The sequence below is a fragment of the Salinibacterium hongtaonis genome (genome assembly GCF_003065485.1).
Taxonomy (GTDB): domain Bacteria; phylum Actinomycetota; class Actinomycetes; order Actinomycetales; family Microbacteriaceae; genus Homoserinimonas; species Homoserinimonas hongtaonis.
The window spans coordinates 2,039,982-2,064,549 of the sequence record NZ_CP026951.1; the positions used below are offsets into that span (position 1 = coordinate 2,039,982).

The following is a 24,568-nucleotide window of genomic DNA, read 5'->3' on the forward strand; positions in this document are numbered from 1 at the left end:
TTGCCCCGGCTGCAAACAGCGTTGCCCCGTGCGCGGGTGCGCACGGGGCAACGCTGTTTCGCGAGGACTTAGCCCTTGAAGCGCGGGAAGGCGCTGCGACCGGCGTAGACCGCCGCGCCGTCGAGCTCTTCTTCGATGCGCAGGAGCTGGTTGTACTTGGCGACGCGCTCCGAGCGAGCAGGGGCGCCGGTCTTGATCTGACCGCAGTCGGTCGCGACCGCGAGGTCGGCGATCGTGGTGTCTTCGGTCTCACCCGAGCGGTGCGAGAGGATCGCGGTGTAACCGCTGCGCTGGGCGAGGGTGACGGCGTCGAGGGTCTCGGTGAGGGTTCCGATCTGGTTCACCTTGACGAGAATCGAGTTGGCGGCGCCCTTTTCGATGCCCGTTGCGAGGCGGCTCGGGTTGGTCACGAACAGGTCGTCACCCACGAGCTGGGTCTTGGAGCCGAGTTCGGCGGTGAGCTGAGCCCAGCCCTCCCAGTCGTCCTCGGCCAGCGGGTCTTCGATCGAGACGAGCGGGTACGACGCAACGAGGTCGGCGTAGTACGCGGAGAGATCTCCCGCGGTGATCTGCTTGCCCTCGAACGTGTACTTGCCGTCGGCGAAGAACTCCGTTGAGGCAACGTCAAGGCCGAGCGCGATGTCGCGACCGACCGTGAAGCCGGCCTTCTCGATGGCCTCAACAAGCAGGTCGAGAGCATCGCGGTTGCTGCCGAGGTTCGGCGCGAAGCCGCCCTCGTCGCCGAGTCCCGTGCTCAGACCCTTGCTGTGCAGAATGCCCTTGAGGGCGTGGTAGGTCTCAACGCCCCAGCGCAGGCCCTCCTTGAAGGTGTCCGCACCGATCGGCAGGATCATGAACTCCTGGATGTCGACGTTGCTGTCGGCGTGCGAGCCGCCGTTGATCACGTTGAGCATGGGCACGGGCAGCGTGTGCGCGTTGGGGCCACCGAGGTAGCGGAACAGCGGCAGGTCAGCAGAGTCCGCTGCGGCCTTAGCCACGGCAAGGCTCACGCCGAGGATGGCGTTGGCGCCGAGCCGGTTCTTGTTCTCCGTGCCATCGAGTGCGATGAGGGCAGAGTCGATCAAGCGCTGGTCGGTGGCGTCGAAACCTTCAAGCTCCGGGCCGATCACGTCGAGAACGGCGTCAACGGCCTTCTCAACACCCTTGCCGAGGTAGCGGCCCTTGTCGCCGTCGCGCAGCTCGTAGGCCTCAAAAGCACCCGTCGACGCACCGGAAGGCACGGCAGCACGGGAGACCGTGCCATCCTCGAGAAGAACCTCGACCTCGACGGTCGGGTTGCCCCGGGAATCCAGAATTTCGCGGGCACCAATGGCCTCGATCAACGACACGGGGATCTCCTTGAGAAATTGTTGGGGGCTGACGTGACAATCCTACTCACCGCGTCTGTCTCCCGAGAGGCTGGATTGCGGATGATGCCGCGCGGCCGCTAGCCCGCGAGGGGCCGCAGCTCGAGCGAGTCGGCCTCAGACTCGGCGTCAACGAACGCAAAGTGGGTGAACCCCTCGTGCGCAAGCCGCTCGAGCGTTGCCTTGGTGTTCTTGGGGCGGCGCTCCAGCCGCACGCGGTGACCGCGGGCGACCAGCTCAGACTTGAGAGACACCAGCCTGGAGGCCGGCACGTCTGCTGCGTGCAGAAGCGCGATAGCATCCGTCGTCTCCTGCCCCAGCTCGACCAGGTCGACCAGTCGTTCGAAGCCGAGCGAGAACCCGCAGGCAGGAACGTCCTGACCCAGGAAGCGGCCGATCATTCCGTCGTAGCGACCTCCGCCGCCCAGCGAGTAGCCCAGAGCGGGATGCGCGACCTCGAAGATCGTGCCCGTGTAGTACCCCATGCCTCGCACGAGGGTGGGGTCGAAGACGAGCTCAGCGCCGGGGACTGCTGCCCGCAGGTCGAGTAGTGCGCGGTAGGCGTCGACATCGAGCCACGCTGGCGGCGCGTCGAGCAGATCCCAGCCACCGGTCGCGAGCGCATCGGCGAGACCCTCGACGGAGATGCCCGATTCGGCGAGTTCTGCTGCGACACCCTCTGGCCCGATCTTGTCGAGCTTGTCGATAACGATGAGCGCGTGGTCTTGCTGCTCGGCGGGCACATTCCAGTGATTGAGCAGACCGAAGAGGATGCGGCGGTCATTGATGCGGATCGTGCAGCCCTCAAGACCCAGGGCCGACAGCACTGCGGATGTCGCGGTGATCAGCTCGATCTCGGCAAGCGGACCCGCTTCACCGATGATGTCGATGTCGCACTGCACGAACTGGCGAAAGCGGCCCTTCTGCGGGCGCTCGGCCCGCCATACCGGCGCGATCTGGATTGCCCTAAACACGGGAGGAAGTGCCGCTCGGTGCGTTGCATAGAAGCGGGCGAGCGGCACGGTGAGGTCGAAGCGCAATCCCAGGTCAGCCAGATCGAGGGCATCTTTCGCCGCAGCGAAATCTTCCGTCGTCAATCCACGCTTGAGCACGCCAAAGGCGAGCTTCTCGTTGTCTCCACCGAGACCGGCGTGTAGGCGCGCACTGTCTTCCATGACCGGCGTTTCGATCTCGTCGAAACCGTGCGACCGGTACGTGTCACGAATCACCGAGAGCACCCGCTCACGGCGGGCCTTGTCTGCGGGCAGAAAATCGCGCATTCCGCGCGGCGGATTAACGGGAGAAGCCATTGCCCCATTCTGACAGGCGCTGCCGGGCCGAGACGGCAAACCGGCCAAAGGCGGCATCGGTTTGGTCAGCGTTTCCGTTGGCGATGAGGTCGAACTGGAGCCCGAAAAAGGTGTCGACGATGAGCCGAGCTTCGTCTGCAGCAGACTCCTCTGGCAGTCCCACTCCGATGAGCATCTCCCTAAGCGCGTCACGCCAGCCAGAGAAAAGCTCCCGGGTGACCGGGTTGCCCTCTGGGTCGTGGGACTCCATGAGCGCCGCCTCAATTTCGAGGCGTTTGAGAAGGATGTTCTGCGGCTGACGCGCCCAGCCCCAGGCGGCCTCGACGCGCGAAACAAACGCGTCGACGGTCTCGGGCGGCGCTTCGTGCGAGCGCGCGAAGCCGTCTGCTCTGGCATAAACGGCGCGCACAACATCCCGAAGCATCTGCTGCCTGGTGCCGAAGTGGTAGACGAGCGTGAACGTGCTCACCTCGAGCGCCTCTGCCAGGTTGCGGAACGTGACCCCCGACAGAGGATGCTCAAGCAGGTGGTCGATTATGCGCTCGACCAGCTCCGATTTAAGGATCGGGTCGGAACGCTTAGTCGACACCGGGTGTTAGACCGCGCCGCCGGCAGCCTCGGGCGCGTTAGCGTCGTGGCCGCTGTCGCCAACGCTCTCGCGGGAGAGGTAGTTCTCCACGTCGAAGAGGTTCTCTGCGCGCTCCACGATGGCCAGAAGCGTGCTCATCGAGGAGACTTCTTCGACCTGCTCCTTGAGGAACCACAGCATGAACTGCTCGCCCAGCGCGTCGGTCTCAGCACGAGCCGCAGCGAAAAGGTTTTCGATCTGGCGGGTGACGCGCTTCTCCTGATCGAGGGCGAGAGCAATCGGCTCGCGCTCGTCGGCAAAGTTGTTCCGCACGGCAGGCACACCGGGGATGACGACGCCCATATCGCGATCGAGACGGTACTGCACGAGCATCATCGCGTGGTTGCGCTCTTCGATGGCCTGGCTATAGAAGTGCTTTGCCAGCTGAGGAAGGTCGTGGTTGTCGAAGTACACGGCGATAGCGATGTACTGCTGGGCAGCCTCGAACTCGTGGCCGATCTGCTCGGAAAGAAGCTGGTCGAAGGATGCGTTCGTCATGGGTCGAACGTACAACGTTGCGCGTCCAATCGCACGTAAGGTTAGGCACGCCAAACGCCCGCGTCACTCGATCAAAAAGTGAACACACGCTTGTTTTGCGCGCAGGTAGACCGACCTGTATCCTGGGCTCGCTGCCTCGCCCCCTCCAGTGCTCAGCAGCGCTTGTGAGGGCGGCTATTGACTTCTGCTCGATCGCGGCCTCACACCCCACAGCATGGCCGGTTGATCGGGTAAATCACCGGCCAGGGTCGGGCATATGGGTTCTGCTGTGAAATTTCCAGCGCAAGCCGCCCGGCCGGGTGCCCCCCTCGTTCGGGTCGAGGGGGGCACCACCCCACCCGGCGTCGAACGTAGGTCACAGAGCGGCTATTCCGCGCTTTCGGACCCGCGGATCTCATCCTGCAGCGATCGCAGAGTTGATCGCAGCGCCCGCTCGGCGTCGAGACCCTGCGTGCGCGCGGAGGCCACAATGGCCAGGAGCAGGCCGCCCAACTCCTCTTCGTCGGCCACCGATACCGCCGACGATCCAGCCTCAAGCACGCCGGCCTTTTCGGCTCGACCCAAAACCTTGTCGGCGAGCGCCAGCGACGGCATGCCCTGCGGAATCCCATCCAGAATGCTCGTGCGGTGTGACTTCTCGCGGGACTTAACGTCGTCCCACACGGCCACAACATCCTCGGCCGTCTCGGCCGTCGCGTCGCCGAACACGTGCGGATGGCGGGCGACCATCTTGGCCGTCATGTGGGCCGCGACATCCTCAATCGTGAACGGCTCATCCTGGGCGCTGGCGGCAATATCCGAGTGAAAGAGCACCTGATAGAGCACATCGCCAAGCTCTTCTATGAGCTCCTGTCGCGAACCGGATTCGATCGCGTCGACCAGCTCGAACGTCTCCTCCACGAGATATCGCACGAGCGACTCATGAGTCTGCTCGGCATCCCACGGGCACCCGCCCGGGCCCCGCAGCTGCGCCATTACGGCGATCAACTCGTCGAGATTCGGATGCGGTGCCGCGAGCGGCTGGTCGGTCACGAATCGAAGTTCAGGCTGTTCGCTCATGGCACCATCCTGTCACTCACCGGGTGGGCGTTTCGCGTGCGCGGCACTGGGAGAATAAAGCATGCTCACGCCCGGCCAACCGCATGTGCACATCGTGCTTGCTGTGGCGCTGGCGCTTTTGCTCGCGGGGCTAACCCTGCGTGCGGTCCGCAAGGATCGGCGCGAGTACGGCCGCTTCAAGCGCTATCGCAGCACCGTGCGACGTCAGGCAACCTTTCGAAAGTGGCTGATCGAGTCGTTCCTGGTGTTCGGCGGCGCCTCGGTTGTGATTCTCGCGCTCACCTGGCAATTCATCCCTCTCATGCTCGCCGACGTCGAGACCTGGGCTGCGACGCGATGGTGGCGCGATCTCATGCTCGCGGGAGGAATGACCGCGAGCGTCATCGTCTGGGCCGCAGGGGCGGCAATTGCGATCGGAGCCGTCGGTGCGATCTGGCTTGCCCGCGCGAGCGATGAGGTGCCCGCCATCGGCGATATCAGCGCGATCCTGCCTCGCAACCGGCAGGAGCTCCGCTGGGGGGCCGCGCTTTCGATCAACGCCGGAGTGGTCGAAGAGCTCATGTTTCGCCTCGCCCTGCCCACCCTCGTCTTTGGCATCACCGGGAGCGCGCTGATCGCCGTGGGCGCCAGCATCCTCATATTCGGCGCCCTGCACCTGTATCAGGGGGTAGCCGGGGTGATCGGCTCCATGCTTATTGGCCTGGTGCTGATGGTGGTCTACCTGGCCAGCGGCAGCATCGTGCTCGCGATCGTTGTGCACGCGGCAATCGACTTGCGCTCGCTCGTGCTGATCCCCATGGTCGTGTTTGGGGTTCATCGCAAGCCAGGCAGGCGGCGCACGAGCGCCGTGCCGCCGAGCCCCGTTCTTCCGCGCTAGGCGCCTGCCGCCGTGGCCGCGGCCGGCTCGACCGGCTTCTCGTCGGGCAGCATTGCGTCGAAGAGCGCGCCGACCCACTGCACCAGGGCGTCGTCGCTGTAGAGCTCGCCTCCCGCCTTCGGCAGCGGAACAACCAGCGCACCCGCCTGGGCCACATACTTGGCCCCCGGGTACATGCGCTGCATGCGAACCTGGCGCGAATCGGGCAGCTCGATCGGCGCGATGCGCAGGTTGGGCCCCATGACCACGACTTCGCTCAGCCCCGCCTTCTGTGCACGGCGACGCAGGCGAGACACCGCGATCAGCTGAGCGACGGGGGGCGGAAGCTCACCGTATCGGTCGACCAGCTCGTCGACCACAGAGTCGATCGCGTCGGGCGCGGCAACGGGCGAACTCGCGGCGGAGAGCTTTTGATAGGCCTCAAGGCGCAAACGCTCGCTCTCAAGGTATTCCTCGGGGATGCGGGCATCGACGGGCAGCTCGAGGCGCAGCTCGGCCGGGCCCTCGACCTCTTCGCCCCGGAACGTGCTGACGGCCTCACCGATCATGCGCAGATAGAGATCGAAGCCAACCCCGGCGATGTGGCCGGACTGCTCGCCGCCGAGCAGATTGCCCGCGCCGCGAATCTCAAGGTCTTTGAGCGCGACCTGCATGCCGGCACCGAGCTCATTGTTCGCGGCGATCGTGGCGAGCCTGTCGTGGGCGACCTCACCGAGCGGCTTGTCGCCGTCGTAGAGAAAGTAGGCATAGGCCCGCTCGCGACCACGCCCGACTCGGCCTCGCAACTGGTGGAGCTGGCTGAGCCCGTACTTGTCGGCTCGATCAATGATGAGGGTGTTGGCGTTAGACACGTCGAGGCCGGTCTCGATGATGGTGGTGGAGACGAGCACATCGAACTTGCGCTCCCAAAAATCCACCATCACCTGCTCAAGCACATGCTCCGGTAGCTTTCCGTGGGCCACGGCGATGCGCGCCTCCGGCACGATCTCGGCTAGCTGCGCCGCAACCCGGTTAATGCTCGACACTCGGTTGTGCACGAAGAACACCTGGCCCTCGCGCAGCAGTTCTCGGCGAATTGCTGCGCCGACCTGCTTCTCGCTGTACGGCCCGACGAACGTGAGAATCGGGTGCCGATCCTCCGGCGGAGTCGCCAGGGTCGACATTTCGCGGATGCCGGTGACCGCCATTTCGAGCGTGCGGGGAATCGGCGTCGCGCTCATGGCCAGGATGTCGACGTTCGTCTTGAGCTTCTTGAGCGCGTCCTTGTGCTCGACGCCGAATCGCTGCTCCTCGTCGATAATGACGAGCCCGAGGTCTTTGAACTCGATGTTCTTTGACAGCAGGCGATGCGTGCCGATGACAACGTCGACTGTTCCGTCGGCCAAGCCCTCGATGACCTCTTTGGACTCCTTGTCCGTCTGAAACCGGCTCAGACCGCGCAGGTGGATGGGGAACCCGGCAAAGCGCTCGGCGAACGTTTCGAGGTGCTGCTTGACGAGCAGGGTCGTCGGCACGAGCATGACGACCTGCTTGCCGTCCTGCACCGCCTTGAATGCTGCGCGAACCGCCACCTCCGTCTTGCCGTAGCCGACATCTCCAGCGACGAGTCGATCCATGGCGATCGACCGCTCCATGTCGGCCTTGACCTCGTCGATCGTCGTGAGCTGATCGGGGGTTTCAGCGAACGGAAACGCCTCTTCGAACTCGCGCTGCCAGGGAGTGTCTGGGGCGAAGGCGTGTCCACGACTGGCCATCCGCGCGGAATACAGCTTGACCAGCTCGACCGCGATATCCCGCACGGCCTTGCGCGCTTTACTCTTGGCCGCCGACCAGTCACTGCCGCCCATCTTGCTGAGCGATGGCGCCTCTCCCCCGACATATCGGGAGATCAGGTCAAGCTGATCCGTTGGCACGTAGAGCTTGTCGCCGGGATAGCCGCGCTTCGACGGCGCGTATTCAATGAGCAAGAACTCGCGGGTGGTCTTGACGGCGTTGCGCCCACCCGTCGAAACCTCGCGGCGCACCAGCTCGATGAATTTGCCGATGCCATGGGTCTGGTGAACGATAAAGTCGCCGGTCTTGAGCTGCAGGGGGTCGACGACGTTCTTGCGACGCACTCCGAGCTTCTTAATCTGGCGCGACTCGTAGCCGACAGCGCGACCGTAAAACTCCGTCTCGCTGAGAACAGCGAGACGGATGTCTTCCATCTCGAAGCCGTGCTCAACCGTGCCTTTAACCAGGTAGGCGACTCCGGGGTCGAGCGAATCCGGCAGAGAATCGGTGATGCGGGCGGCGAGACCGTGCTCGCCCAGAGCCTCGGCCGCGCGCTCGATAAGCCCATGACCCTGCGCAACCACCGCAACCGACCATCCGTCGCCGAGCAGTGAGCCGACGTGCGCGATGGCGCCATCCGCTTGGCCGGTGAAGTTCGGAACCGTGCGAGCATCGATGCGCACATAGTCACCGGCCGACTCGATGAGCTCATCGAGGCTCGCCGCGGCGGCCCCGCTATCGAAGGAGCTGAGCGTCCACCAGGGGCGGTCACCCGCCGATTCGCGGAACGCACGCACCGTGAGAAAGTCGCCAGCATCAAGATCGATCGGGGCCTCTGCCCCCGCCGTGGCAGCATTCCACGCCGCCCCCAAGAATTCGCGGTTCGTCTCTAGCAACGATGTCGCCCTGGTCTCGACCCGCTCGGGCGAGATCACGGCGAACGCAGCATCCGCCGGAACGTAGTGAGTGAGGGGCACAAGCCTGTCGACGAGAACGGGAGCAAGCGACTCCATGCCGTCGACGGGAATGCCGTCAGCGATCTTGGCGAGCATGGTGCTGAGGCTCGGAAACTCGGGCAGCATCTCGCGGGCACGTTGACGCACGGAGTCACTCAGCAGCAATTCACGGCAGGCGGGCATGCTCACCGCGGGGATGGGCTCGGGCAGCGACCGCTGATCTGCCACCGAGAACTCGCGAATCTGCTCGGCCTCGTCGCCAAAGAACTCGATGCGCAGGGGATGCTCCGCCACCGGCGGAAAGACATCGAGAATGCCACCGCGCACCGCGAACTCGCCCCGGCGCGTGACCATATCGACGCGCGAATACGCCAGGTCCACGAGCCGTCGCTGCAGGTCGGCGAGATCGTAACCTCTCCCGCCAGCCGTCACCTCGAGCGAATCAAGGTGCGTGAGGTTGTCGGCGAGTGGCTGGAGAGCAGCCCGAACGCTAGCTACCACGATGAGTGGCGAGACGGGCCCCGCCTCGCGACGCTTCTGCCAGTCAGCGATGCGCCGAAGAGCCTCAATGCGTCGGCCCACCGTCTCGGTACTGGGGCTCAAACGCTCGTGGGGCAGCGTCTCCCATGCCGGAAACTGCACGACCTCGGCCGAGGGCACCACACTCAAGAGCGCAGCGGCAAGCGAATCGGATTCGCGGCCCGTCGCCACAATGGCCACAAGAGAAGGAGCGTCTCCCCTCGCGGTGAGCAGACCGCCGAGGAGCGGGGCACGAAGGCCTTCGACCAGGGAGAAGTCGGCGTCGCGCGAGGCATAGCGGAGGGCATCCTCGAACGTCTGGGCGCGCGAAAGCGCAGGAATCAATCCCTCGAGTATCACCGGCCAATTCTACGCGGGCTCGGCTGAACGCTTCAGACGAGCCGCTGGCCGACTCGCCTAGGCGGGGCTGTGAAAGCGCTGCTGCGCCGCCGTGAGCCCCTCGCGGGCGACCATTTCGACCGCGTCAGCGCCATCAGCCAAGAGGTTGGGCAGAACGGTGCGCTCGGCCGACGAGAAATCCCGCAAGACAAAGTCGGCGGCGGGCTGACGGCCCGGTGGCCGCCCCACGCCCACGCGCACGCGAATGAAGTCGGGGGTGCCGATGGCAGAGATGATGTCCCGCAACCCGTTGTGACCGCCGTGTCCGCCGCCACTCTTGAGGCGAAGGGTGTCAAAGGGGATGTCCAGTTCGTCGTGCACGACGATGAGCCGCTCGGCGGGGATCTTGTAGAAGCGCATGAGCGCAGCGACGGGTCCGCCCGAGAGATTCATAAAGCTGTTGGGTTTGGCCAGGACGAGGCGAGGTCCCTCTAGCCCCGTTCGGCCCTCCGCGACCATCGAGTTCGTCTTATGAGAGCGAAAAGGGGCAGATGCGCGGTCCGCAAGTTCTGCGAGAACCATCTGCCCCACATTGTGCCGGTTTCCGGCGTACTCGGCCCCGGGGTTGCCCAGACCGACGACAAGCCACTGGGCGGCCGATTCCTCAGAATCGGCGCCCAGTGGCTTTATCTTCGAAAAGAAGCTTGCTATGTCAGCAGCCTTACTCAGCGGCCTCGGCGGGAGCCTCGGCAGCAGCCTCGGTCTCCTCAGCAGCCGACGGTGCCACGACGCTCACGATGAGGGTCTCGGGGTCGGCGATCAGAGTGACGCCCTTGGGCAGCTCGATCTCGGACGCGAGGATGTGAGTAACAGGCTCGACACCCTCCACGCTGATCGTGAGAGCCTCGGGGATGGAGGTTGCGGGAGCCTCAACGAGAAGCGAGTGAGCGTCCTGCTCGACTGAGGCACCGGGAGCGGCCTCGCCGACAACGTGCACGGGAACGTCAACCTGAACCTTCTCGCCCTTGCGGATCACAACGAGGTCGATGTGCTCGATGATCTGACGAACCGGGTCCTTCTGAACATCCTTGACCAGCGCGGTCTGCGACTTGCCGTTGATGTCGAGCTCAAGCATGGCGTTGGCCTTGCGGAGCAGAAGAGCGGTCTCGTGGCCCGGGAGGGCGAGGTGCTGGGGCTCGGTGCCGTGACCGTAAAGCACAGCGGGGATCTTGCCCTCAGCGCGAAGACGGCGAGCGAAGCCCTTGCCGAAGTTCTCGCGCTGTTCTGCGACGATGTTGTTGGACGGCTCGGTGGTGCTGGCGACGGACGGACGTCCTGCGCGGCTGGTCTTCTCACCCATGGTGTTATCTCCTTGTGGCGGGCACGGGGCCCGGTGGTTGTGTGTTCAACTCGAACGCATCGGCAGTTCAAAAGCACTGCAGCGTGAGGAAAGCCCGAAGCCTGCTCGCCGCGTCGATAACGGAGTGCCGTGCGTCTGCTTTCGCACACGCCCGGCGATCCCTCGCCGAAGTTCAGAGGCAAGTCTACCGTAGGAGGGTGCCACCTAGAAACGCCACCGTCCTCGTGCCCACCACCGTCACCGTCGAACTCGACCCGATCGCTGGAATCGACTTCGTCGACTACGACCCCGCAGAGCCCATTCCCGCAGAACACCGCGACGCCATCGGCCTGGTTGCGTGGCGAAATTCCGCCGCACAACTCGCGGAGGCCGCAGCCGTAATGCCGAATCTGCGACTCGTGCAATTGCTCTCAGCGGGGACGGATGTCGCCGACGACGCGGGCTTCGCCCCCTCGGTCACCATCGCATCCGGCCGGGGGCTCCACGACGGGCCCGTCGCCGAGCACACCCTCGCCCTGGTTCTGGCTGCAGCCCGCGGACTGCACGAGACGATGCGTGATCAGGATGCTCGCCGCTGGGTGAACGGCCGCAACTGGCTGACCGCCGAGACAGGCCGCCATGCCTTCACGACCCTGCGCGGCGCACAGGTGGTGATCTGGGGATACGGCAGCATCGCGAGCACCCTCGCTCCCCTGCTTGCTGCGCTCGGCGCCACGGTGATCGGGGTCGCGCGCACGGCACGGACCGATGGCGACGTGCAGATCGTCACTCCCGACCGACTGCCCGGCATCCTGCCCACAACCGACGTGCTGATCGACCTGCTGCCAGCGACGACAGAGACCGACGGCATCATCGGCGCCGACGTGTTTGCGCAGCTGCCGCCGCATGCGTGGCTCGTCAATGTGGGTCGCGGATCGACCGTCGACGAGGATGCCCTGCTCACCGCCCTGCGCTCTGGCCACATTGGCGGGGCGGCGCTCGACGTTTTTCGCACCGAGCCGCTGCCAACAGATTCACCGCTGTGGGCAGAACCGAACGTCATCGTCACGCCGCATGCGGCCGGCGGACGCCCCCTCGGCGCCGCCGACCTCATCCGCCACAATGTCATGGCGATGCTCGCGGGCGACCCCGTGACGAACGCCGTGGAGCGCTAGCTTCTACCAGTCGGACCGGGTAGTTCGCGCAGCATCACAAGGATTCGGGCTGCCACTTCGATGGGCGCGCCGACAGTGCTTACTGTGAAGCCGGTTTCGGTCGAGTCGAGGGGCTCCATCGCGGCAAGCTGCGAGCCGAGGAGCGCGGCTGGCATGAAGTGATCGCTGCGTTGCTCAAGGCGGTGCTGGATTCGCTCCGGCGCTGCCTCAAGGTGAACGAACACGACGTCGCCTGCGGCTCGAAGCGTGTCGCGATACATCTTTCGCAAAGCTGAACAGGCGACGACCGAATCCCCTTCCTCTCGGCCAACCTCGGCGAGACGCTCACGAACTAACTCCAGCCAGGGGCGTCGGTCTGCGTCGTCGAGAGGGACTCCGGCCGACATTTTGGCGATGTTGGCGGGAGGGTGCAGACCATCGCCCTCGATGAACCCGCACCCCAGCTCGGCGGCGACGAGGCGCCCGATTGTGGACTTGCCGGATCCCGAGACACCCATCATCACGATGTGCATGCCCACTCCTTTGCCGTCGCCGGTCTGGCGATTGTCAACAGCAAAGAATGGTGCATGCCTTTGCTACCGTTGTGTAGCCCACGATCACACGAATCCGGTCACGCGAACAAGGAGTTACCCAGATGGCGAACGCACAGGCAAACATCGGCGTGGTCGGAATGGCGGTGATGGGCTCGAATCTGGCGCGTAACCTCGCCAGCCGCGAAGGCAACACCGTAGCGATCTTCAACCGCTCGTTCTCCAAGACGCAGAGCGTGCTCGACGCGCATCCCGAGGCTGGCTTTATCGCGGCCCACGACTACAAGGAGTTTGCCGACTCGCTGCAGAAGCCCCGCGCCGCCATCATCATGGTCAAGGCTGGCGGCCCCACGGATGCTGTGATCGAGGAGCTCGTCAAGGTCTTTGAGCCCGGCGACATCATCGTCGACGGCGGCAACGCACTCTTCACCGACACCATCCGTCGCGAGAAGGCCGTGCGCGAGACGGGCATCAACTTTGTCGGCGCCGGAATCTCCGGTGGCGAAGAGGGCGCCCTGCTCGGCCCGTCGATCATGCCGGGCGGCAGCGACGCCGCCTGGGAGAAGCTCGGCCCCATCTTCCGCTCGATCGCGGCCATCGCCGAGGGCGAACCGTGCGTGACGCACGTCGGCCACGACGGCGCCGGCCACTTCGTGAAGATGGTGCACAACGGCATCGAGTACGCCGACATGCAGCTCATCGCCGAGGCCTACGACCTCATCCGCCGCGGCACCGGCAAGTCCCCCGCCGAGATCGCCGAGATCTTTGCCGAGTGGAACAAGGGCGAGCTCGAGAGCTACCTGATCGAAATCACGGCCGAGGTTCTTCGCCAGGTTGATGCCAAGACCGGCAAGCCTCTCGTCGACGTGATCGTCGACCAGGCCGGAGCCAAAGGCACGGGCGCCTGGACCGTGCAGACCGCACTCGACCTGGGCATCCCGGTCTCGGGCATTGCCGAGGCGGTCTTCGCCCGCTCACTGTCATCCAAGCCTGCCCAGCGCGCCGCAGCATCCGCCCTGCCCGGCCCCGACGAGGCATTCGTCGTCGCCGACCCCGAAGCGTTTGTCGAGGATGTTCGGCAGGCGCTCTACGCCTCCAAGATCATCGCCTACTCGCAGGGCTTCGACGAGATCGTCGCCGGCGCCGAGCAGTACGGCTGGGACATCAAGAAGGGCGAGATCGCCAAGATCTGGCGCGGCGGCTGCATCATCCGTGCCCGCTTCCTTAACCGAATCACCGAGGCCTACGCCGAGAACCCCGGTCTCGTAGCGCTCGTGACGGCCTCTTTCTTCGCCGAGGTCGTCACCTCGACCCAGGCCGCCTGGCGCCGAGTGGTTGTCGCCGCAGCGCAGGCCGGCATCCCCTCGCCCGCGTTCTCGTCGTCGCTCGCCTACTACGACGGCCTGCGCGCCGACCGCTTGCCCGCCGCCCTCGTGCAGGGGCAGCGCGACTTCTTCGGAGCACACACCTACAAGCGAGTGGATGCCGAGGGCACCTTCCACACGCTGTGGAGCGGTGACCGCACCGAAATCGAAGCGGAAGACACCCACTAAGCGTTGCTCGCGATGGCCCTCCGCACGGCTGGGGGTCATCGCGCAGCTACGCTGGCAGGATGAGCCAGATTCGTGTCGCCGCGCCCTCCGACGTCCCCGAAATCCTGCGGCTGATCGGCGAACTCGCGATCTATGAGAAGGAACCGGATGCCGTGGTCACCACGGAGGATGACCTTCGGCGGGCGCTCTTTGGCACTAGCCCTGCGGTCTTTGCCCATGTGATCGACGGCGACGAACCCGGCACCCTCGCCGGCATCTGCATCTGGTTTCTCACGTTCTCCACGTGGGAGGGCGTGCACGGGATTCATCTCGAAGATCTCTTCGTGCTGCCCGAATACCGCGGCCGCGGCTACGGCAAAGCCCTGCTCACCAATCTGGCGGCGATCTGCGGCGAGCGTGGCTACGCCCGCCTCGAGTGGGCCGTGCTCGACTGGAACGAGCCGGCCATCGGCTTCTACCGCAGCCTCGGCGCTGAGCCCATGGACGAATGGACAACATTCCGCCTCGATGGCGACGCCCTAGCGGGTGCCGCCCAGTTAGCGGCAGGTTAAGCGACACCTCTCTTAGCGCACTGTTTCGACACCATCGCGGCACGAGGGCGGGTATCGTTCAGCCATGCGCCTCGGAGTTCTCGACGTAGGGTCAAACACCGTCCACCTGCTGCTCGTCGACGCCCACCCCGGCGCCGCCCCCGTTCCTACGTCATCGACCAAGTCGGTTCTGCGGTTGATGCGCTACCTGCAGGCTAATGGCAGCATTAGCGAGGAGGGTGTCGCCGCCCTGATCTCGGCCGTCGGCGCGGCGGCGGAAAAGGCCCAGCAGAGCAACCTCGACGACTTTCTCCCGATGGCAACCTCAGCGATTCGCGAAGCGACCAACGGCCCCGCCGTGCTCGCCCGCATCGCCACAGAGACCGGTGTGGAGTTGCAGGTGCTCTCGGGCGAAGATGAGGCCAAACTGACCTTTCTCGCAGTGCGCCGGTGGTACGGCTGGTCCGCGGGCAACATCCTGCTCTTCGACATCGGCGGAGGCTCTCTCGAGATTTCGCTCGGGCGCGACGAGTACCCTGATATCGGTCTCTCACTCCCGCTCGGCGCAGGCCGCACCACACTCGGGTTCTTGCACGACGACCCGCCAACCCAGCAGCAACAGGACGAGCTGCGGGTTCACGCACGAGAGCAGCTACTCGGGGCTGTAAAACTCTTCGCCGACTACGACCGGCCCAGCCATGTGGTGGGCTCGTCCAAAACGATCAGGTCTCTCGCCAAGCTCGCGGGGCTGACCGCCCCGGGCATCGGCGAAGATGAGCGCAGCATGCTGCGGCGCAACCAGCTGGACGACTGGGTTCCCCGTCTCGGCCGCATCCCGGCCGCCGCCAGGCCCGAGTTGCCTGGCATCACGGTCGACCGCACGTTTCAGATCGTGGGCGGCGGCATTGTGCTTTCGGAGGCCATGTCCGTGTTCGCGGTCAAAGAACTGGATGTCTCCCCCTGGGCCATGCGCGAGGGCGTGATTCTCCGCTACCTCGATCACCTAACGTGACGGTGGCAGATGGCAGACTGGGTGGGTGAGCGATGACCACCCAGAACTGGCCGGATACGAGCCGTTTGAAGAGAAGCCCCTGAGGGGGCAGCGATTCTCGCTACTGCTTCGCGTCGTCGTCGTCCTCGCCGTGCTGGGGCTAATCCTCCCCGGTGTGTTCACGACCGTGTCGGTCGGAACACGTAACGCCCAACTCGCGTGCGACTATCGCGGCGCTCTCGCTGTGCCCGGCGCCCCCAGCTACGAGGCGACGTTCGAGCTGTTCGGCCCTGGAGTGATCGGCTGGGAGTGCTACGCGCTCGACCAGCTCGGCAAGCGCATCCACGTTGACTCGATGGGATTCATCCCGGTCGCCCCTGGGGTATCCGGCCCTCGCGTGCCCACGAGCAACAGTTAACTGACACCGGTTAACTGACACCGCGGGCGGAGCCGAAGCCCCGCCCGCAGTGAATGAATCAGTCTTTTAGGCTGCGCCGTCGAACATCGACGTGACAGAACCGTCGCTGAAGACCTCATGGATCGCACCGGCAATGAGCGGGGCGATCGGCAGAACCGTGAGCTTGGGGAACAGCTTGTCTGCCGTGAGCGGAAGGGTGTCGGTGACGACAACCTCGTCGATGAAGTCCGCCTGCAGCAGCTCCGTGGCCGGGTGCGAGAACACGGCGTGGGTGGCTGCGACGACAACGTTCTTGGCACCGGCAGCCTTGAGCGCCTCGGCGGCCTTGGCAATTGTTCCGCCGGTGTCGATCAGGTCATCGACGAGCAGGCAGGTGCGACCTGCAACTTCGCCGACAATCTCGTGCACCGACACCTTGTTGGCCACGCGCGGGTCGCGACGCTTGTGAATGATCGCGAGCGGCGCGCCGAGCTTGTCACTCCAGATGTCGGCGACCCGCACGCGGCCCATGTCGGGCGACACAACCGTGAGGGTGTCCTTGTCGAGCTTCTCCTTGAAGTACTTGAGAAGAACGGGCATGGCGAACAGGTGGTCGACGGGCCCGTCGAAGAATCCCTGGATTTGAGCAGCGTGCAGGTCGACGCTCATGATGCGGTCGGCGCCGGCCGCCTTGTAGAGGTCGGCCACCAGCCGGGCCGAGATCGGCTCGCGCCCGCGGCCCTTCTTGTCCTGACGGGCATACGGATAGAACGGTGCGACCACGGTGATGCGCTTGGCCGAAGCGCGCTTGAGGGCGTCGACCATGATGAGCTGCTCCATGAGCCACTCGTTGATCGGGGTCGTGTGCGACTGGATGACAAACGCATCGCATCCGCGGACGCTCTCGCTGTAGCGCGCGTAGATCTCGCCGTTGGCGAAAGTGCGGGTGTCGGTGTGTACTAGCTCCGTGTCGAGCTCGCGGGCGATGTCCTCCGCGAGTTTCGGATGTGCACGGCCGGTGACGAGCACCAATTTCTTCTGTCCGTTAACGGTGATTTCGGACAAGTGATTGCTCGCTCTCTGCCGGGGCCCCGACGATTTAGACCTGCGTCTCACCCTCGCCGGATGCTGCAGCAGCCGCGTCGGCCGCCGCAGTGCCCGGTCGATTGGCTTCGACCCAGCCTGCCATGTTGCGCTGAGGAGCCACTGAGATGGCGAGCGCACCAGCTGGAACATCCTTGCGGACGACCGTCCCGGCGCCCGTGTAGGCTCCGTCACCAATTCTAACCGGCGCGACGAACACGTTGTGCGACCCGGTGCGCACATGCGAGCCCACGACCGTGCTGTGCTTGTTCACGCCGTCGTAGTTTGCGGTGATTGTTCCCGCCCCAACATTGGAGCCGACCCCCACCTCGGTGTCGCCGATGTAGCTCAGATGAGGCACCTTGCTGCCGTCGCCGATGCGGGCGTTCTTGGTCTCTACGAAGGTGCCGATCTTGCCGTCGGCGCCGAGGTAGGTTCCGGGACGCAGGTAGGCGAACGGACCAACGGATGCTCCGGCACCGATCACGGCGAGCGTCGCGTCGGTGCGCTTGACGACAGCACCCTCCCCGACCTCGCAGTCGACGAGGGTCGTGTCGGGGCCAACAGTCGCGCCACGCGCGATCGTCGTTGCCCTCTTGATCTGGGTGCCCGGCAGCAACTCGACATCTTCTGCCAGGGTCGCATCCACATCGATCCAGGTGCTCATGGGGTCCAGGATTGTCACGCCCGCAAGCTGCCAGCGTCGCACGATTCGCGCGTTCAGCTCCCGAGCGGCTGCCGCGAGCTGCGCGCGGTCATTGATGCCGGCGACAAGCCACGGGTCACGCACGGCAACTGCCTCGATGCGGCCCCCTGCCGAGCGGATGCCTGCCGCGGCATCCGTCAGATATTTTTCGTGCTGCGCGTTGTCGGTGCCCACATTGGCCAGGGCGCGGCGGAGCGGACCCGCAGAGAAGACGTAGACCCCGGCATTGACCTCGGTGACGGCAAGCTGCTCAGGGGAGGCATCTTTGTGCTCAACGATCGCCTCGAACACCCCAGACGCGTCTCGCACGATGCGACCAAAGCCCGAAGGGTCTGGCAGTACGGCCGACAGCATTGTGAGGTCGTTGCCCTCGTGCTGGTGAGCAGAAACAAGCGCGCGAAGCGTTGCGGCGTCGAGCAGCGGAACATCCGCACTGAGCACGACAACTCGGCCATCAAAGTCACCCGGAAGAGTTGCGAGGGCAACCTCTACGGCGCGTCCCGTGCCCGGAATCTCATCCTGATCAACGATGGAAGCCTCGGGAACCCGGCGCAGAACCTCTTCGGCAACCGACTCGCGCTCGTGGCGCACGACCGCAATGATGTGCGCCGCGCCCAGCTCCTGGGCCGTCGTGAGAACGTGCCCCACGAGAGGCACACCGGCAATCTCATGGAGCACCTTCGCCTTAAAAGACTTCATTCGAGTGCCCTGACCTGCGGCGAGAATGATGACGGCGAGCGACTGATCGGTCATGAGGGGGCTCCTTCGTGGACAAAAACGCTGACGCGATTTTCTCGGCTCCGCCTCCAGGATTCGAACCTGGTCCTAACAGTTCCAAAGACTGCCGTGCTGCCGTTACACCAAGGCGGAAAGCGGCCTCACCGCCGAAGCGTGAGTCTCGCGATAGATAAGTCTGCCAGATCAGAGCGCGATCACACTGCGCGCTGCATGCCGCGATAATGGAAAACATGCCCGAACGCGACGAAGTCGACCGCATTGTCGATGCTTGGCACCGCGAACGGCCAGACCTCGACTTCTCTCCCCTCCAGGTTCTGAGCCGCGTCGGCAGGCTGTCGCGCCACCTCGACCTCGCGCGCCGCACCGCGTTCTCGGCATCGGGGCTCGAATCGTGGGAGTTTGATGTGCTTTCTGCTCTGCGCCGAGAGGGCTACCCCTACGAGCTGAGCCCCAAGAGCCTGCTTCAGCAGACCCTTGTCTCCTCTGGCACCATGACGAACCGCATCGACCGGCTCGTCGACCGTGGCCTCGTGATCCGGCGCACCGACCCCAACGACGGGCGCGGCGTTCTCGTGCGCATGACCGACGAGGGCCGCCACCGCGTCGACGGCGCGATCGAGGAACTGATGACCTCGGAGCGCGCCATCCTCGCCGCGCTCAGCTCCGACGACCAAGAACACCTTGCCGGCCTCCTGCGGCGGCTCAGCCTCGACTTCGACTGATTCCCGTGCGTCTGCCGCCGCAGCGTGCAAGAGCCAGCGCGCGGCGGTCGGCGGTCGGCGGTCGGCGTGCGGCGGTCGGCGTGCAGCGCGATTCAGCGGGCGCAGTCGATGCAGGTGGCCGCGTAGGCGCGCGCATCGAGGCGCGCAACAGCAATCTGCTGTCCGCAGTTCACACAGGTCCCAAAGGTGCCGAGGTCGATTCTGCGCAGCGCCGCGGAGATCTCGCCGAGGCGCTGCGTTGATTGCTTCAGAAGCGCATCCGTTTGGGAGCGCTCAAAAGCGATCGTCGCCCCCTCCGGATCGTGTTCGTCGTCGACGTTGGAGTCGTGCCGCGCCTCCACGATGAGCCGAATGTCGGAGCCGAGGTCGGCCATCAGCTGCTCAGTAACCCTCTGCTGAGACAACAGCTGCTCGCGAAACCCCTCGAGACGTGCATCAGAGAACCTCATGGGCCCAGTATCGTCCTGACCCGGGCGTCTGGCGATGACCCAGCCGGATTCGACCTGCAGCGAGCTAGCGCCGCATGACCTTGCGGGCCAACCAGTTCGCCAAGAACTGGATGAGCTGCACAAACAGAATGATGATGATCACGGCGGCCCACGTCACAACCGGGTTGAACTGCCGGTAGCCGTATTGGATGGCGAAGTTGCCGAGACCGCCGCCCCCGATGAGGCCGGCGACCGCCGTCATATCCACGATGGCGACAAAGACAAACGCATAGCCGAGGATGAGCGGGCCGAGAGCCTCGGGAATCAGCAGGGTGCGGATGATGCGCCAGGGCCCTGCACCCACCGACCGGGCAGCCTCGATAACCCCCGGCTGCACCGTGAGCAGGTTCTGCTCCACGATGCGGCTGATGCCGAAGACCGCGGCGAGAGAGATCGTGAAGATGATCGCGGAATTGCCGAGACCGGTGCCAACAACCACGCGAGCGAGAGGCTGTGCCGCCGCCAAAAAGATGATGAACGGGATGGGGCGGAATGTGTTGACGAGCACGTTGAGCACGCCGTTGACCGCCCGATTGGGCAAGAGGTTGCCCGCCCGAGTCACATACAGCCCGAGGCCCACAATGAGCCCGCCGATGCCACCGAAGAGCAAGCTGAGGGCAACGAGATAAATCGTCTCCCCCGTGGCCTCCGCCAGCTGGGGCAACAGGTCGATGAGCTGATCCATTACGCCACCTCAGTCACGGTGAGGCTGGAATCGACGGATGCCAACGCGCGGTCGATCGCGGCATCGTCACCCCCGAGAGCCAGAGTGAGGTGCCCGAAGGTGCGACCCTGAATGTCGTTGACCCCGCCATAGACGAGTTCGAAAGTGACGCCGTGCTGGGCGAACCCCAGAAACACCGCCGACTGCGAGACGCCACCGTCGGCGAACGAGATCGTGACGATGCGTCCGGGGTGCCGCTGGCGCAGAACTGCGAGCTCATGCGCCTCGGGAACCGCCTTGACGACCGTGGAAACGAATCGCTTGGCAGCATCCGTCTGGGGGTTCGAGAAGACATCGAAGACCGTGCCCTGTTCAATGACCCGGCCGGAATCCATCACGGCGACGCGATGGGCGATGGACTTGATGACCTCCATCTCGTGCGTGATGAGCACGATCGTGATGCCAAACTCCTCGTTCACGCGCTTGAGCAGGGCAAGCACCTCGAGGGTTGTCTCCGGGTCGAGGGCACTCGTCGCCTCATCGGCAAGCAGGATGCGCGGCGACGTCGCGAGGGCACGGGCAATGCCAACGCGCTGCTTCTGGCCGCCAGAGAGCTGGTCGGGGTAGCTCGACGCTTTGTCGGCAAGACCGACGAATTCGAGCATTTCGGCGACGCGCACTTTGCGCTCGGCCGCGGGCACGCCGGCAACCTGAAGGGGGTAGTCGACATTGCCCGCGACCGTGCGCGAGTTGAACAGGTTGAACTGCTGAAAGATCATTCCGATGCCCAGCCGCACCTGCCGAAGCTCGCGCTCCCGCATGCCGCTGATCACGGTTCCGGCCACCTCAACGGTGCCCGCCGACACGGGCTCAAGGGCGTTGATGAGCCGCACCAGAGTGCTCTTTCCCGCCCCCGAGTAGCCGATGATGCCAAAGATGTCGCCCGCGTCAATATCGAGCGTGACGTTGTCGACAGCGGTGAGCGGCCGAACCGTGCGACGCGGTGCCGGGTACGTTTTCGACACCGCGCTCAGGCGAACTATCGGCATGGTGTTCCTGTTCTAGAGGTGCGTGAGGCAGGGTGCCTAGCTATTGGCCTTGACGTCGGCCTCAACCTTGGCGAGAGCCTTTTCCAACTCCGCTGCAGGGGTGTCCACGAGGATCGCACTGCCACCGGAGACCTCGAGAACGCCATCCTGCACAGCCTTCGTGGTCTGGTAGATCTCCACGAGCTTGGCGAACAGCTCGCTGTTCTTGTCGTCAGCGCGGGCAGCGAAGATGTTGATGTAGGCCTGCGCAGCGGGGTCGCTGGGGTCGTCCACCGCGATAGCGCTATCGGGGTCGATGCCCGCCTTCGTGACGAAGTCGTTGTTGACTACGGCGGCGGCAACATCCGCAAGCGAGGTGGCGGTGAACGAGGCGTCGGCCTCGATGACCTCAACGCGCGATGAATTTTGGATGTCGGCGACGGTCGAGAAGATGCTGCCGCCATCCTTCAGCTCGATGAGCCCTGCCGACTGCAGCACGAGAAGGGCGCGGGCCTGGTTGCTCGCGTCGTTCGGAACGGCCACTTTCTCGCCATCCTCGATGTCATCAACCGAGTCGTAGTTAGTGGAGTAGAGGCCGAGCGGGTAGATGGCCGTCGCACCGATCGGCACAAGGTCGTCGCCCGAAGCCACATTGTGCTGAGCGAGGTAGATGATGTGCTGGAACTGGTTGATGTCGAGCTCACCCGCGGTCAGGGCCGGGTTGGGCTGGTTGTAGTCGGAGAAGTCGATGATGTCGACGAAGATGCCCTCGGCCTCGGTGGCCTTCTCGTATTCGGCCCAGTAGGGGTCGCTCGCGCCAACGACGCCGATCGTGACGGGGTTTGCCTCGGAGCCGAGCTCGGCCTCGTCACCGGAGGCGCACGCAGAAAGCCCCCCAACGAGAGCCGTTGCGGCAAATGCTGCGGCGATCTTCTTGGCGATTGACATGGTGGTGCCTTTCAAAACGGATGCTGTGGAGTCGATTCCAGTGTCATCCGCATACGTTCAAAATCGAAATCGTGCGACCCCAGGTGACGCAGTGTGACGATCTGGCGGGCTTAGTTCTCCAGCAGGTCCGTCAGGACCAGCCAGCGCGACTCAAGCTCGGCCGTCTGAGCGTCGAGCGCCGAGATCTCGGCAGAGAGCTCTCCCAGCCCCGTGTAGTCGTTCTGGTCGTGCGCGGCCATCCGAGCATGGACGTCGGCAATCTTCTGGCTGGCCTTCTCCAGCTTGCGGTTGATCGACGCGAGCTCTTTCTGGGCGTTACGCAGTTCGGCCCCGCCCAGGCTCGACTTCTTAGCCGGCGCGGCAGCCTGCTTCTTGGACGACTGCGCGGCGCTGGCCGCAGCATCCGAAGCCTGCCGCACCTTGAGGTATTCGTCGACGCCGCCGGGCAGGTGCCGCAGGTGACCACCGAGCACCGCATACTGCTGGTCGGTGATGCGCTCGAGCAGGTACCGGTCGTGGCTGACCACGAGAAGCGTGCCCGGGAATGAGTCGAGCAGGTCTTCCATTGCCGCGAGCATGTCGGTATCGAGGTCGTTAGTGGGCTCATCGAGGATGAGCACATTCGGCTCGTCCAACAGGATGAGCAAGAGCTGCAGGCGGCGCTTCTGGCCACCGGAGAGATCCTTGATCGGCGTGCTCAGCTGGGCACTATCGAAGCCGAGGCGCTCAAGCAGCTGGCCGGGCGTGACCTCTTTGCCGCCGGCGACATACGACGACTTCTGGCGGCCGATAACGACGCGCACCGGCTCATTTTGAACCTCGGAAAGCTCCTTGAGCTGCTGGTCGAGAATCGAGATCTTCACGGTCTTGCCGCGCTTGACCTTGCCGCTCGTGGGCTCGACGGTGCCCGCCACCAGACCCAGCAGGGTCGACTTTCCTGCGCCGTTCACCCCCAAGATTCCCGTGCGCTCGCCCGGGGCAATGCGCCACTCGATGTCCTTGAGTACCTGCTTATCGCCGTAGGTGACGCCAACGTCGAGCAGGTCAACGACATCCTTGCCGAGGCGCTGCATTGCCATCGATTGCAGCGAAATCTTGTCGCGCACGGGGGGCTCGTTTTCGATGAGCTCGTTGGCGGCATCGATGCGGAACTTGGGCTTGGCCGTGCGGGCGGGGGCTCCGCGACGCAGCCACGCGAGCTCCTTCTTCATCAGGTTCTGACGCTTGCCCTCCATGACGGATGCCATGCGGTCGCGCTCCACGCGCTGCAGAATGTAGGCCGCATATCCTCCCTCGAAGGGCTCGATGATGCGGTCGTGCACCTCCCACGTGTTGTTGCAGACCTCATCCAGAAACCACCGGTCGTGGGTGACGACAACGAGGCCGCCCTGGCCAGCAGGCCAGCGACGCTTGAGGTGCTCTGCGAGCCACGCGATGCCCTCGACATCCAGGTGGTTGGTGGGCTCATCGAGAAAGACGACGTCCCAGTCACCGACGAGCAGCTTGGCGAGCCCGACGCGGCGGCGCTGGCCACCGCTGAGCTGGCCGAGGGTCGCATCCCACGGAATGCCGCCCAGCAGACCCGAAATGACGTCGCGGATGCGAGCATCACCCGCCCACTCGTAGTCCTCTTTGTCGCCGACAATCGACTGGCTCACAACGATGTTGTCGTCGAGTTCGTCGGCCTGGTCGAGCATGCCAATGGTGACGCCGTTGCGCACCGTGACGCGGCCGGAATCGGGCTGGATGCGGCCCGACAGCAGCCTCATAAGGGTGGACTTGCCGTCGCCATTGCGGCCGACGATGCCGATGCGGTCGCCCTCATCGAGCCCTACCGTCACCGAATCGAAGATCACGCGCGTCGGATATTCAAGATGAAGGGACTCTGCCCCAAGAAGATGTGCCACGTGACTCGACACTACCGGCTCCCGGCTGTGTGCTTGCGCGGGGCGAGGCTGCGGATCCCGACCCGACTCGGCCCGACTCGGCCTGACTCGACCTGACTCGACCTGACTCGGCGTACTTCGGCGGCCCCCTCCCTTAGGCCGCTCCCCCCGCCGACACTGCACAAATCGTCGTCGAAACCGGGCTGCGGCAGCGAATTGCGCAGTCTCGGCGCGCTGGCACCGGCTCGCACACGGTCAGCGGTGTGGGCTATGGGCCATCGATCCACGATGTGGAGGAGCCATACCTCGGGCTGTGGGCAAGTTTTGCACCGTCGAGTCACGGTCGCCACGATGGAGCCGTGACACCCCCACCCTCAGCTCCGCTCCCTTCGCATCTCTCTGGGCGCCCGTTTTCGAGAGCAGAAGCCGTCGCGTCTGGGGTGGGCGATGGCCGGCTGAGATCG

The 24,568-nt window shown here is 64.8% G+C and carries 23 protein-coding genes and 1 tRNA gene; 7 read left to right on the forward strand and 17 right to left on the reverse strand.

All coding sequences use genetic code 11. The annotated features are described in order from the left end of the window. Positions 1 to 68: 68 nt before the first annotated feature. From eno to C2138_RS09850, 5 genes are all read right to left on the reverse strand, one after another. Complete coding sequence (gene eno / locus C2138_RS09830; RefSeq protein WP_108517458.1) at positions 69 to 1,349, reverse strand: phosphopyruvate hydratase; 1,281 nt, start codon at positions 1,347 to 1,349, stop codon at positions 69 to 71. A 98-nt stretch (positions 1,350 to 1,447) separates the two neighbouring features. Beyond that, positions 1,448 to 2,677: a histidine--tRNA ligase gene (hisS, locus tag C2138_RS09835; RefSeq protein WP_108517460.1), complete on the reverse strand. Its 1,230-nt coding sequence runs from the start codon at positions 2,675 to 2,677 to the stop codon at positions 1,448 to 1,450. Further along, positions 2,661 to 3,266: a TetR/AcrR family transcriptional regulator gene (locus C2138_RS09840; protein ID WP_108517462.1), complete on the reverse strand. Its 606-nt coding sequence runs from the start codon at positions 3,264 to 3,266 to the stop codon at positions 2,661 to 2,663. Before C2138_RS09840 ends, hisS begins: the two co-directional genes overlap by 17 nt. Before the next feature lie 6 nt (positions 3,267 to 3,272). Further along, positions 3,273 to 3,803 (reverse strand): ferritin, encoded by a 531-nt coding sequence (locus C2138_RS09845; RefSeq protein ID WP_108517464.1) that lies wholly within the window; start codon positions 3,801 to 3,803, stop codon positions 3,273 to 3,275. A 366-nt stretch (positions 3,804 to 4,169) separates the two neighbouring features. Further along, entirely contained in the window at positions 4,170 to 4,862 is a 693-nt protein-coding gene (locus C2138_RS09850) for a nucleoside triphosphate pyrophosphohydrolase (protein ID WP_108517465.1), read from the reverse strand. Between the two features lie 61 nt (positions 4,863 to 4,923). On the opposite strand from C2138_RS09850, the gene C2138_RS09855 reads away from it, so the two are divergent. Then, positions 4,924 to 5,739 (forward strand): CPBP family intramembrane glutamic endopeptidase, encoded by an 816-nt coding sequence (locus tag C2138_RS09855; protein ID WP_108517467.1) that lies wholly within the window; start codon positions 4,924 to 4,926, stop codon positions 5,737 to 5,739. Here C2138_RS09855 and mfd read toward each other — a convergent pair. From mfd to C2138_RS09870, 3 genes are read right to left on the reverse strand one after another with little or no spacing between them, the layout of a single operon-like run. Continuing rightward, on the reverse strand, positions 5,736 to 9,347 hold the full coding sequence (gene mfd / locus C2138_RS09860) for a transcription-repair coupling factor (RefSeq protein ID WP_108517469.1): 3,612 nt from the start codon (positions 9,345 to 9,347) through the stop codon (positions 5,736 to 5,738). The two genes, C2138_RS09855 and mfd, sit on opposite strands and share 4 nt — an antisense overlap. 57 nt (positions 9,348 to 9,404) lie before the next feature. Next, positions 9,405 to 10,007, reverse strand: coding sequence for an aminoacyl-tRNA hydrolase (pth, locus tag C2138_RS09865; RefSeq protein ID WP_108517471.1), 603 nt, complete (start codon positions 10,005 to 10,007; stop codon positions 9,405 to 9,407). Between the two features lie 40 nt (positions 10,008 to 10,047). Beyond that, complete coding sequence (locus C2138_RS09870; RefSeq protein WP_108517473.1) at positions 10,048 to 10,686, reverse strand: 50S ribosomal protein L25/general stress protein Ctc; 639 nt, start codon at positions 10,684 to 10,686, stop codon at positions 10,048 to 10,050. Between the two features lie 197 nt (positions 10,687 to 10,883). Here C2138_RS09870 and C2138_RS09875 point away from each other — a divergent pair, with 197 nt between their 5' ends. Further along, positions 10,884 to 11,840, forward strand: a complete 957-nt coding sequence (locus C2138_RS09875; protein WP_108517474.1) for an NAD(P)-dependent oxidoreductase — start codon at positions 10,884 to 10,886, stop codon at positions 11,838 to 11,840. On the opposite strand, the gene C2138_RS09880 is transcribed toward C2138_RS09875, so the two are convergent. Further along, a complete protein-coding gene (locus C2138_RS09880; RefSeq protein WP_108517476.1) occupies positions 11,837 to 12,352 on the reverse strand; it encodes a gluconokinase in 516 nt (171 codons plus the stop codon). The two genes, C2138_RS09875 and C2138_RS09880, sit on opposite strands and share 4 nt — an antisense overlap. A 122-nt stretch (positions 12,353 to 12,474) precedes the next feature. On the opposite strand from C2138_RS09880, the gene gnd reads away from it, so the two are divergent. From gnd to C2138_RS09900, 4 genes are all read left to right on the forward strand, one after another. Continuing rightward, entirely contained in the window at positions 12,475 to 13,923 is a 1,449-nt protein-coding gene (gene gnd / locus C2138_RS09885) for an NADP-dependent phosphogluconate dehydrogenase (protein ID WP_108517478.1), read from the forward strand. Between the two features lie 59 nt (positions 13,924 to 13,982). Beyond that, positions 13,983 to 14,474, forward strand: coding sequence for a GNAT family N-acetyltransferase (locus tag C2138_RS09890; protein ID WP_108517480.1), 492 nt, complete (start codon positions 13,983 to 13,985; stop codon positions 14,472 to 14,474). 64 nt (positions 14,475 to 14,538) lie between these two features. Beyond that, positions 14,539 to 15,465: a Ppx/GppA phosphatase family protein gene (locus tag C2138_RS09895; protein ID WP_108517482.1), complete on the forward strand. Its 927-nt coding sequence runs from the start codon at positions 14,539 to 14,541 to the stop codon at positions 15,463 to 15,465. A gap of 25 nt (positions 15,466 to 15,490) precedes the next feature. Beyond that, positions 15,491 to 15,862 carry a hypothetical protein gene (locus C2138_RS09900; protein ID WP_108517484.1) on the forward strand — a complete coding sequence of 124 codons (372 nt, stop codon included), beginning with the start codon at positions 15,491 to 15,493 and terminating at the stop codon, positions 15,860 to 15,862. Positions 15,863 to 15,928: 66 nt separating this feature from the next. On the opposite strand, the gene C2138_RS09905 is transcribed toward C2138_RS09900, so the two are convergent. From C2138_RS09905 to C2138_RS09915, 3 genes are all read right to left on the reverse strand, one after another. After that, entirely contained in the window at positions 15,929 to 16,906 is a 978-nt protein-coding gene (locus C2138_RS09905) for a ribose-phosphate diphosphokinase (protein WP_108517486.1), read from the reverse strand. Between the two features lie 34 nt (positions 16,907 to 16,940). Next, positions 16,941 to 18,383, reverse strand: coding sequence for a bifunctional UDP-N-acetylglucosamine diphosphorylase/glucosamine-1-phosphate N-acetyltransferase GlmU (glmU, locus tag C2138_RS09910; protein ID WP_108517488.1), 1,443 nt, complete (start codon positions 18,381 to 18,383; stop codon positions 16,941 to 16,943). Between the two features lie 45 nt (positions 18,384 to 18,428). Next, a tRNA-Gln gene (locus C2138_RS09915) sits at positions 18,429 to 18,500 on the reverse strand. A gap of 98 nt (positions 18,501 to 18,598) precedes the next feature. On the opposite strand from C2138_RS09915, the gene C2138_RS09920 reads away from it, so the two are divergent. Beyond that, positions 18,599 to 19,090 (forward strand): MarR family winged helix-turn-helix transcriptional regulator, encoded by a 492-nt coding sequence (locus C2138_RS09920; RefSeq protein ID WP_108517490.1) that lies wholly within the window; start codon positions 18,599 to 18,601, stop codon positions 19,088 to 19,090. 92 nt (positions 19,091 to 19,182) lie between these two features. Here C2138_RS09920 and C2138_RS09925 read toward each other — a convergent pair whose 3' ends face one another. From C2138_RS09925 to C2138_RS09945, 5 genes are all read right to left on the reverse strand, one after another. After that, positions 19,183 to 19,539, reverse strand: a complete 357-nt coding sequence (locus tag C2138_RS09925; RefSeq protein WP_108517492.1) for a TraR/DksA family transcriptional regulator — start codon at positions 19,537 to 19,539, stop codon at positions 19,183 to 19,185. A 64-nt stretch (positions 19,540 to 19,603) separates the two neighbouring features. After that, positions 19,604 to 20,263: a methionine ABC transporter permease gene (locus C2138_RS09930; RefSeq protein WP_108517494.1), complete on the reverse strand. Its 660-nt coding sequence runs from the start codon at positions 20,261 to 20,263 to the stop codon at positions 19,604 to 19,606. Next, positions 20,263 to 21,291: a methionine ABC transporter ATP-binding protein gene (locus C2138_RS09935; protein ID WP_108517496.1), complete on the reverse strand. Its 1,029-nt coding sequence runs from the start codon at positions 21,289 to 21,291 to the stop codon at positions 20,263 to 20,265. The genes C2138_RS09930 and C2138_RS09935 overlap by 1 nt, the downstream gene beginning before the upstream one ends. Before the next feature lie 36 nt (positions 21,292 to 21,327). After that, the gene (locus C2138_RS09940) at positions 21,328 to 22,218 is read right to left on the reverse strand and encodes a MetQ/NlpA family ABC transporter substrate-binding protein (RefSeq protein ID WP_108517497.1); all 891 of its coding nucleotides are present in this window, start codon (positions 22,216 to 22,218) and stop codon (positions 21,328 to 21,330) included. A gap of 110 nt (positions 22,219 to 22,328) precedes the next feature. Further along, a complete protein-coding gene (locus C2138_RS09945) occupies positions 22,329 to 24,125 on the reverse strand; it encodes an ABC-F family ATP-binding cassette domain-containing protein (protein ID WP_108517499.1) in 1,797 nt (598 codons plus the stop codon). Positions 24,126 to 24,568: the final 443 nt, after the last annotated feature.

Excerpts from the sequence above, each read along its gene's own strand:
- hisS (WP_108517460.1), bottom strand. The coding sequence starts at position 2,677 with ATGGCTTCTCCCGTTAATCCGCCGCGCGGAATGCGCGATTTTCTGCCC.
- C2138_RS09845 (WP_108517464.1), bottom strand. The coding sequence starts at position 3,803 with ATGACGAACGCATCCTTCGACCAGCTTCTTTCCGAGCAGATCGGCCAC.
- C2138_RS09850 (WP_108517465.1), bottom strand. The coding sequence starts at position 4,862 with ATGAGCGAACAGCCTGAACTTCGATTCGTGACCGACCAGCCGCTCGCG.
- C2138_RS09855 (WP_108517467.1), top strand. The coding sequence starts at position 4,924 with ATGCTCACGCCCGGCCAACCGCATGTGCACATCGTGCTTGCTGTGGCG.
- C2138_RS09870 (WP_108517473.1), bottom strand. The coding sequence starts at position 10,686 with ATGGGTGAGAAGACCAGCCGCGCAGGACGTCCGTCCGTCGCCAGCACC.
- C2138_RS09880 (WP_108517476.1), bottom strand. The coding sequence starts at position 12,352 with ATGCACATCGTGATGATGGGTGTCTCGGGATCCGGCAAGTCCACAATC.
- gnd (WP_108517478.1), top strand. The coding sequence starts at position 12,475 with ATGGCGAACGCACAGGCAAACATCGGCGTGGTCGGAATGGCGGTGATG.
- C2138_RS09890 (WP_108517480.1), top strand. The coding sequence starts at position 13,983 with ATGAGCCAGATTCGTGTCGCCGCGCCCTCCGACGTCCCCGAAATCCTG.
- C2138_RS09895 (WP_108517482.1), top strand. The coding sequence starts at position 14,539 with ATGCGCCTCGGAGTTCTCGACGTAGGGTCAAACACCGTCCACCTGCTG.
- glmU (WP_108517488.1), bottom strand. The coding sequence starts at position 18,383 with ATGACCGATCAGTCGCTCGCCGTCATCATTCTCGCCGCAGGTCAGGGC.
- C2138_RS09920 (WP_108517490.1), top strand. The coding sequence starts at position 18,599 with ATGCCCGAACGCGACGAAGTCGACCGCATTGTCGATGCTTGGCACCGC.
- C2138_RS09925 (WP_108517492.1), bottom strand. The coding sequence starts at position 19,539 with ATGAGGTTCTCTGATGCACGTCTCGAGGGGTTTCGCGAGCAGCTGTTG.
- C2138_RS09930 (WP_108517494.1), bottom strand. The coding sequence starts at position 20,263 with ATGGATCAGCTCATCGACCTGTTGCCCCAGCTGGCGGAGGCCACGGGG.
- C2138_RS09935 (WP_108517496.1), bottom strand. The coding sequence starts at position 21,291 with ATGCCGATAGTTCGCCTGAGCGCGGTGTCGAAAACGTACCCGGCACCG.
- C2138_RS09940 (WP_108517497.1), bottom strand. The coding sequence starts at position 22,218 with ATGTCAATCGCCAAGAAGATCGCCGCAGCATTTGCCGCAACGGCTCTC.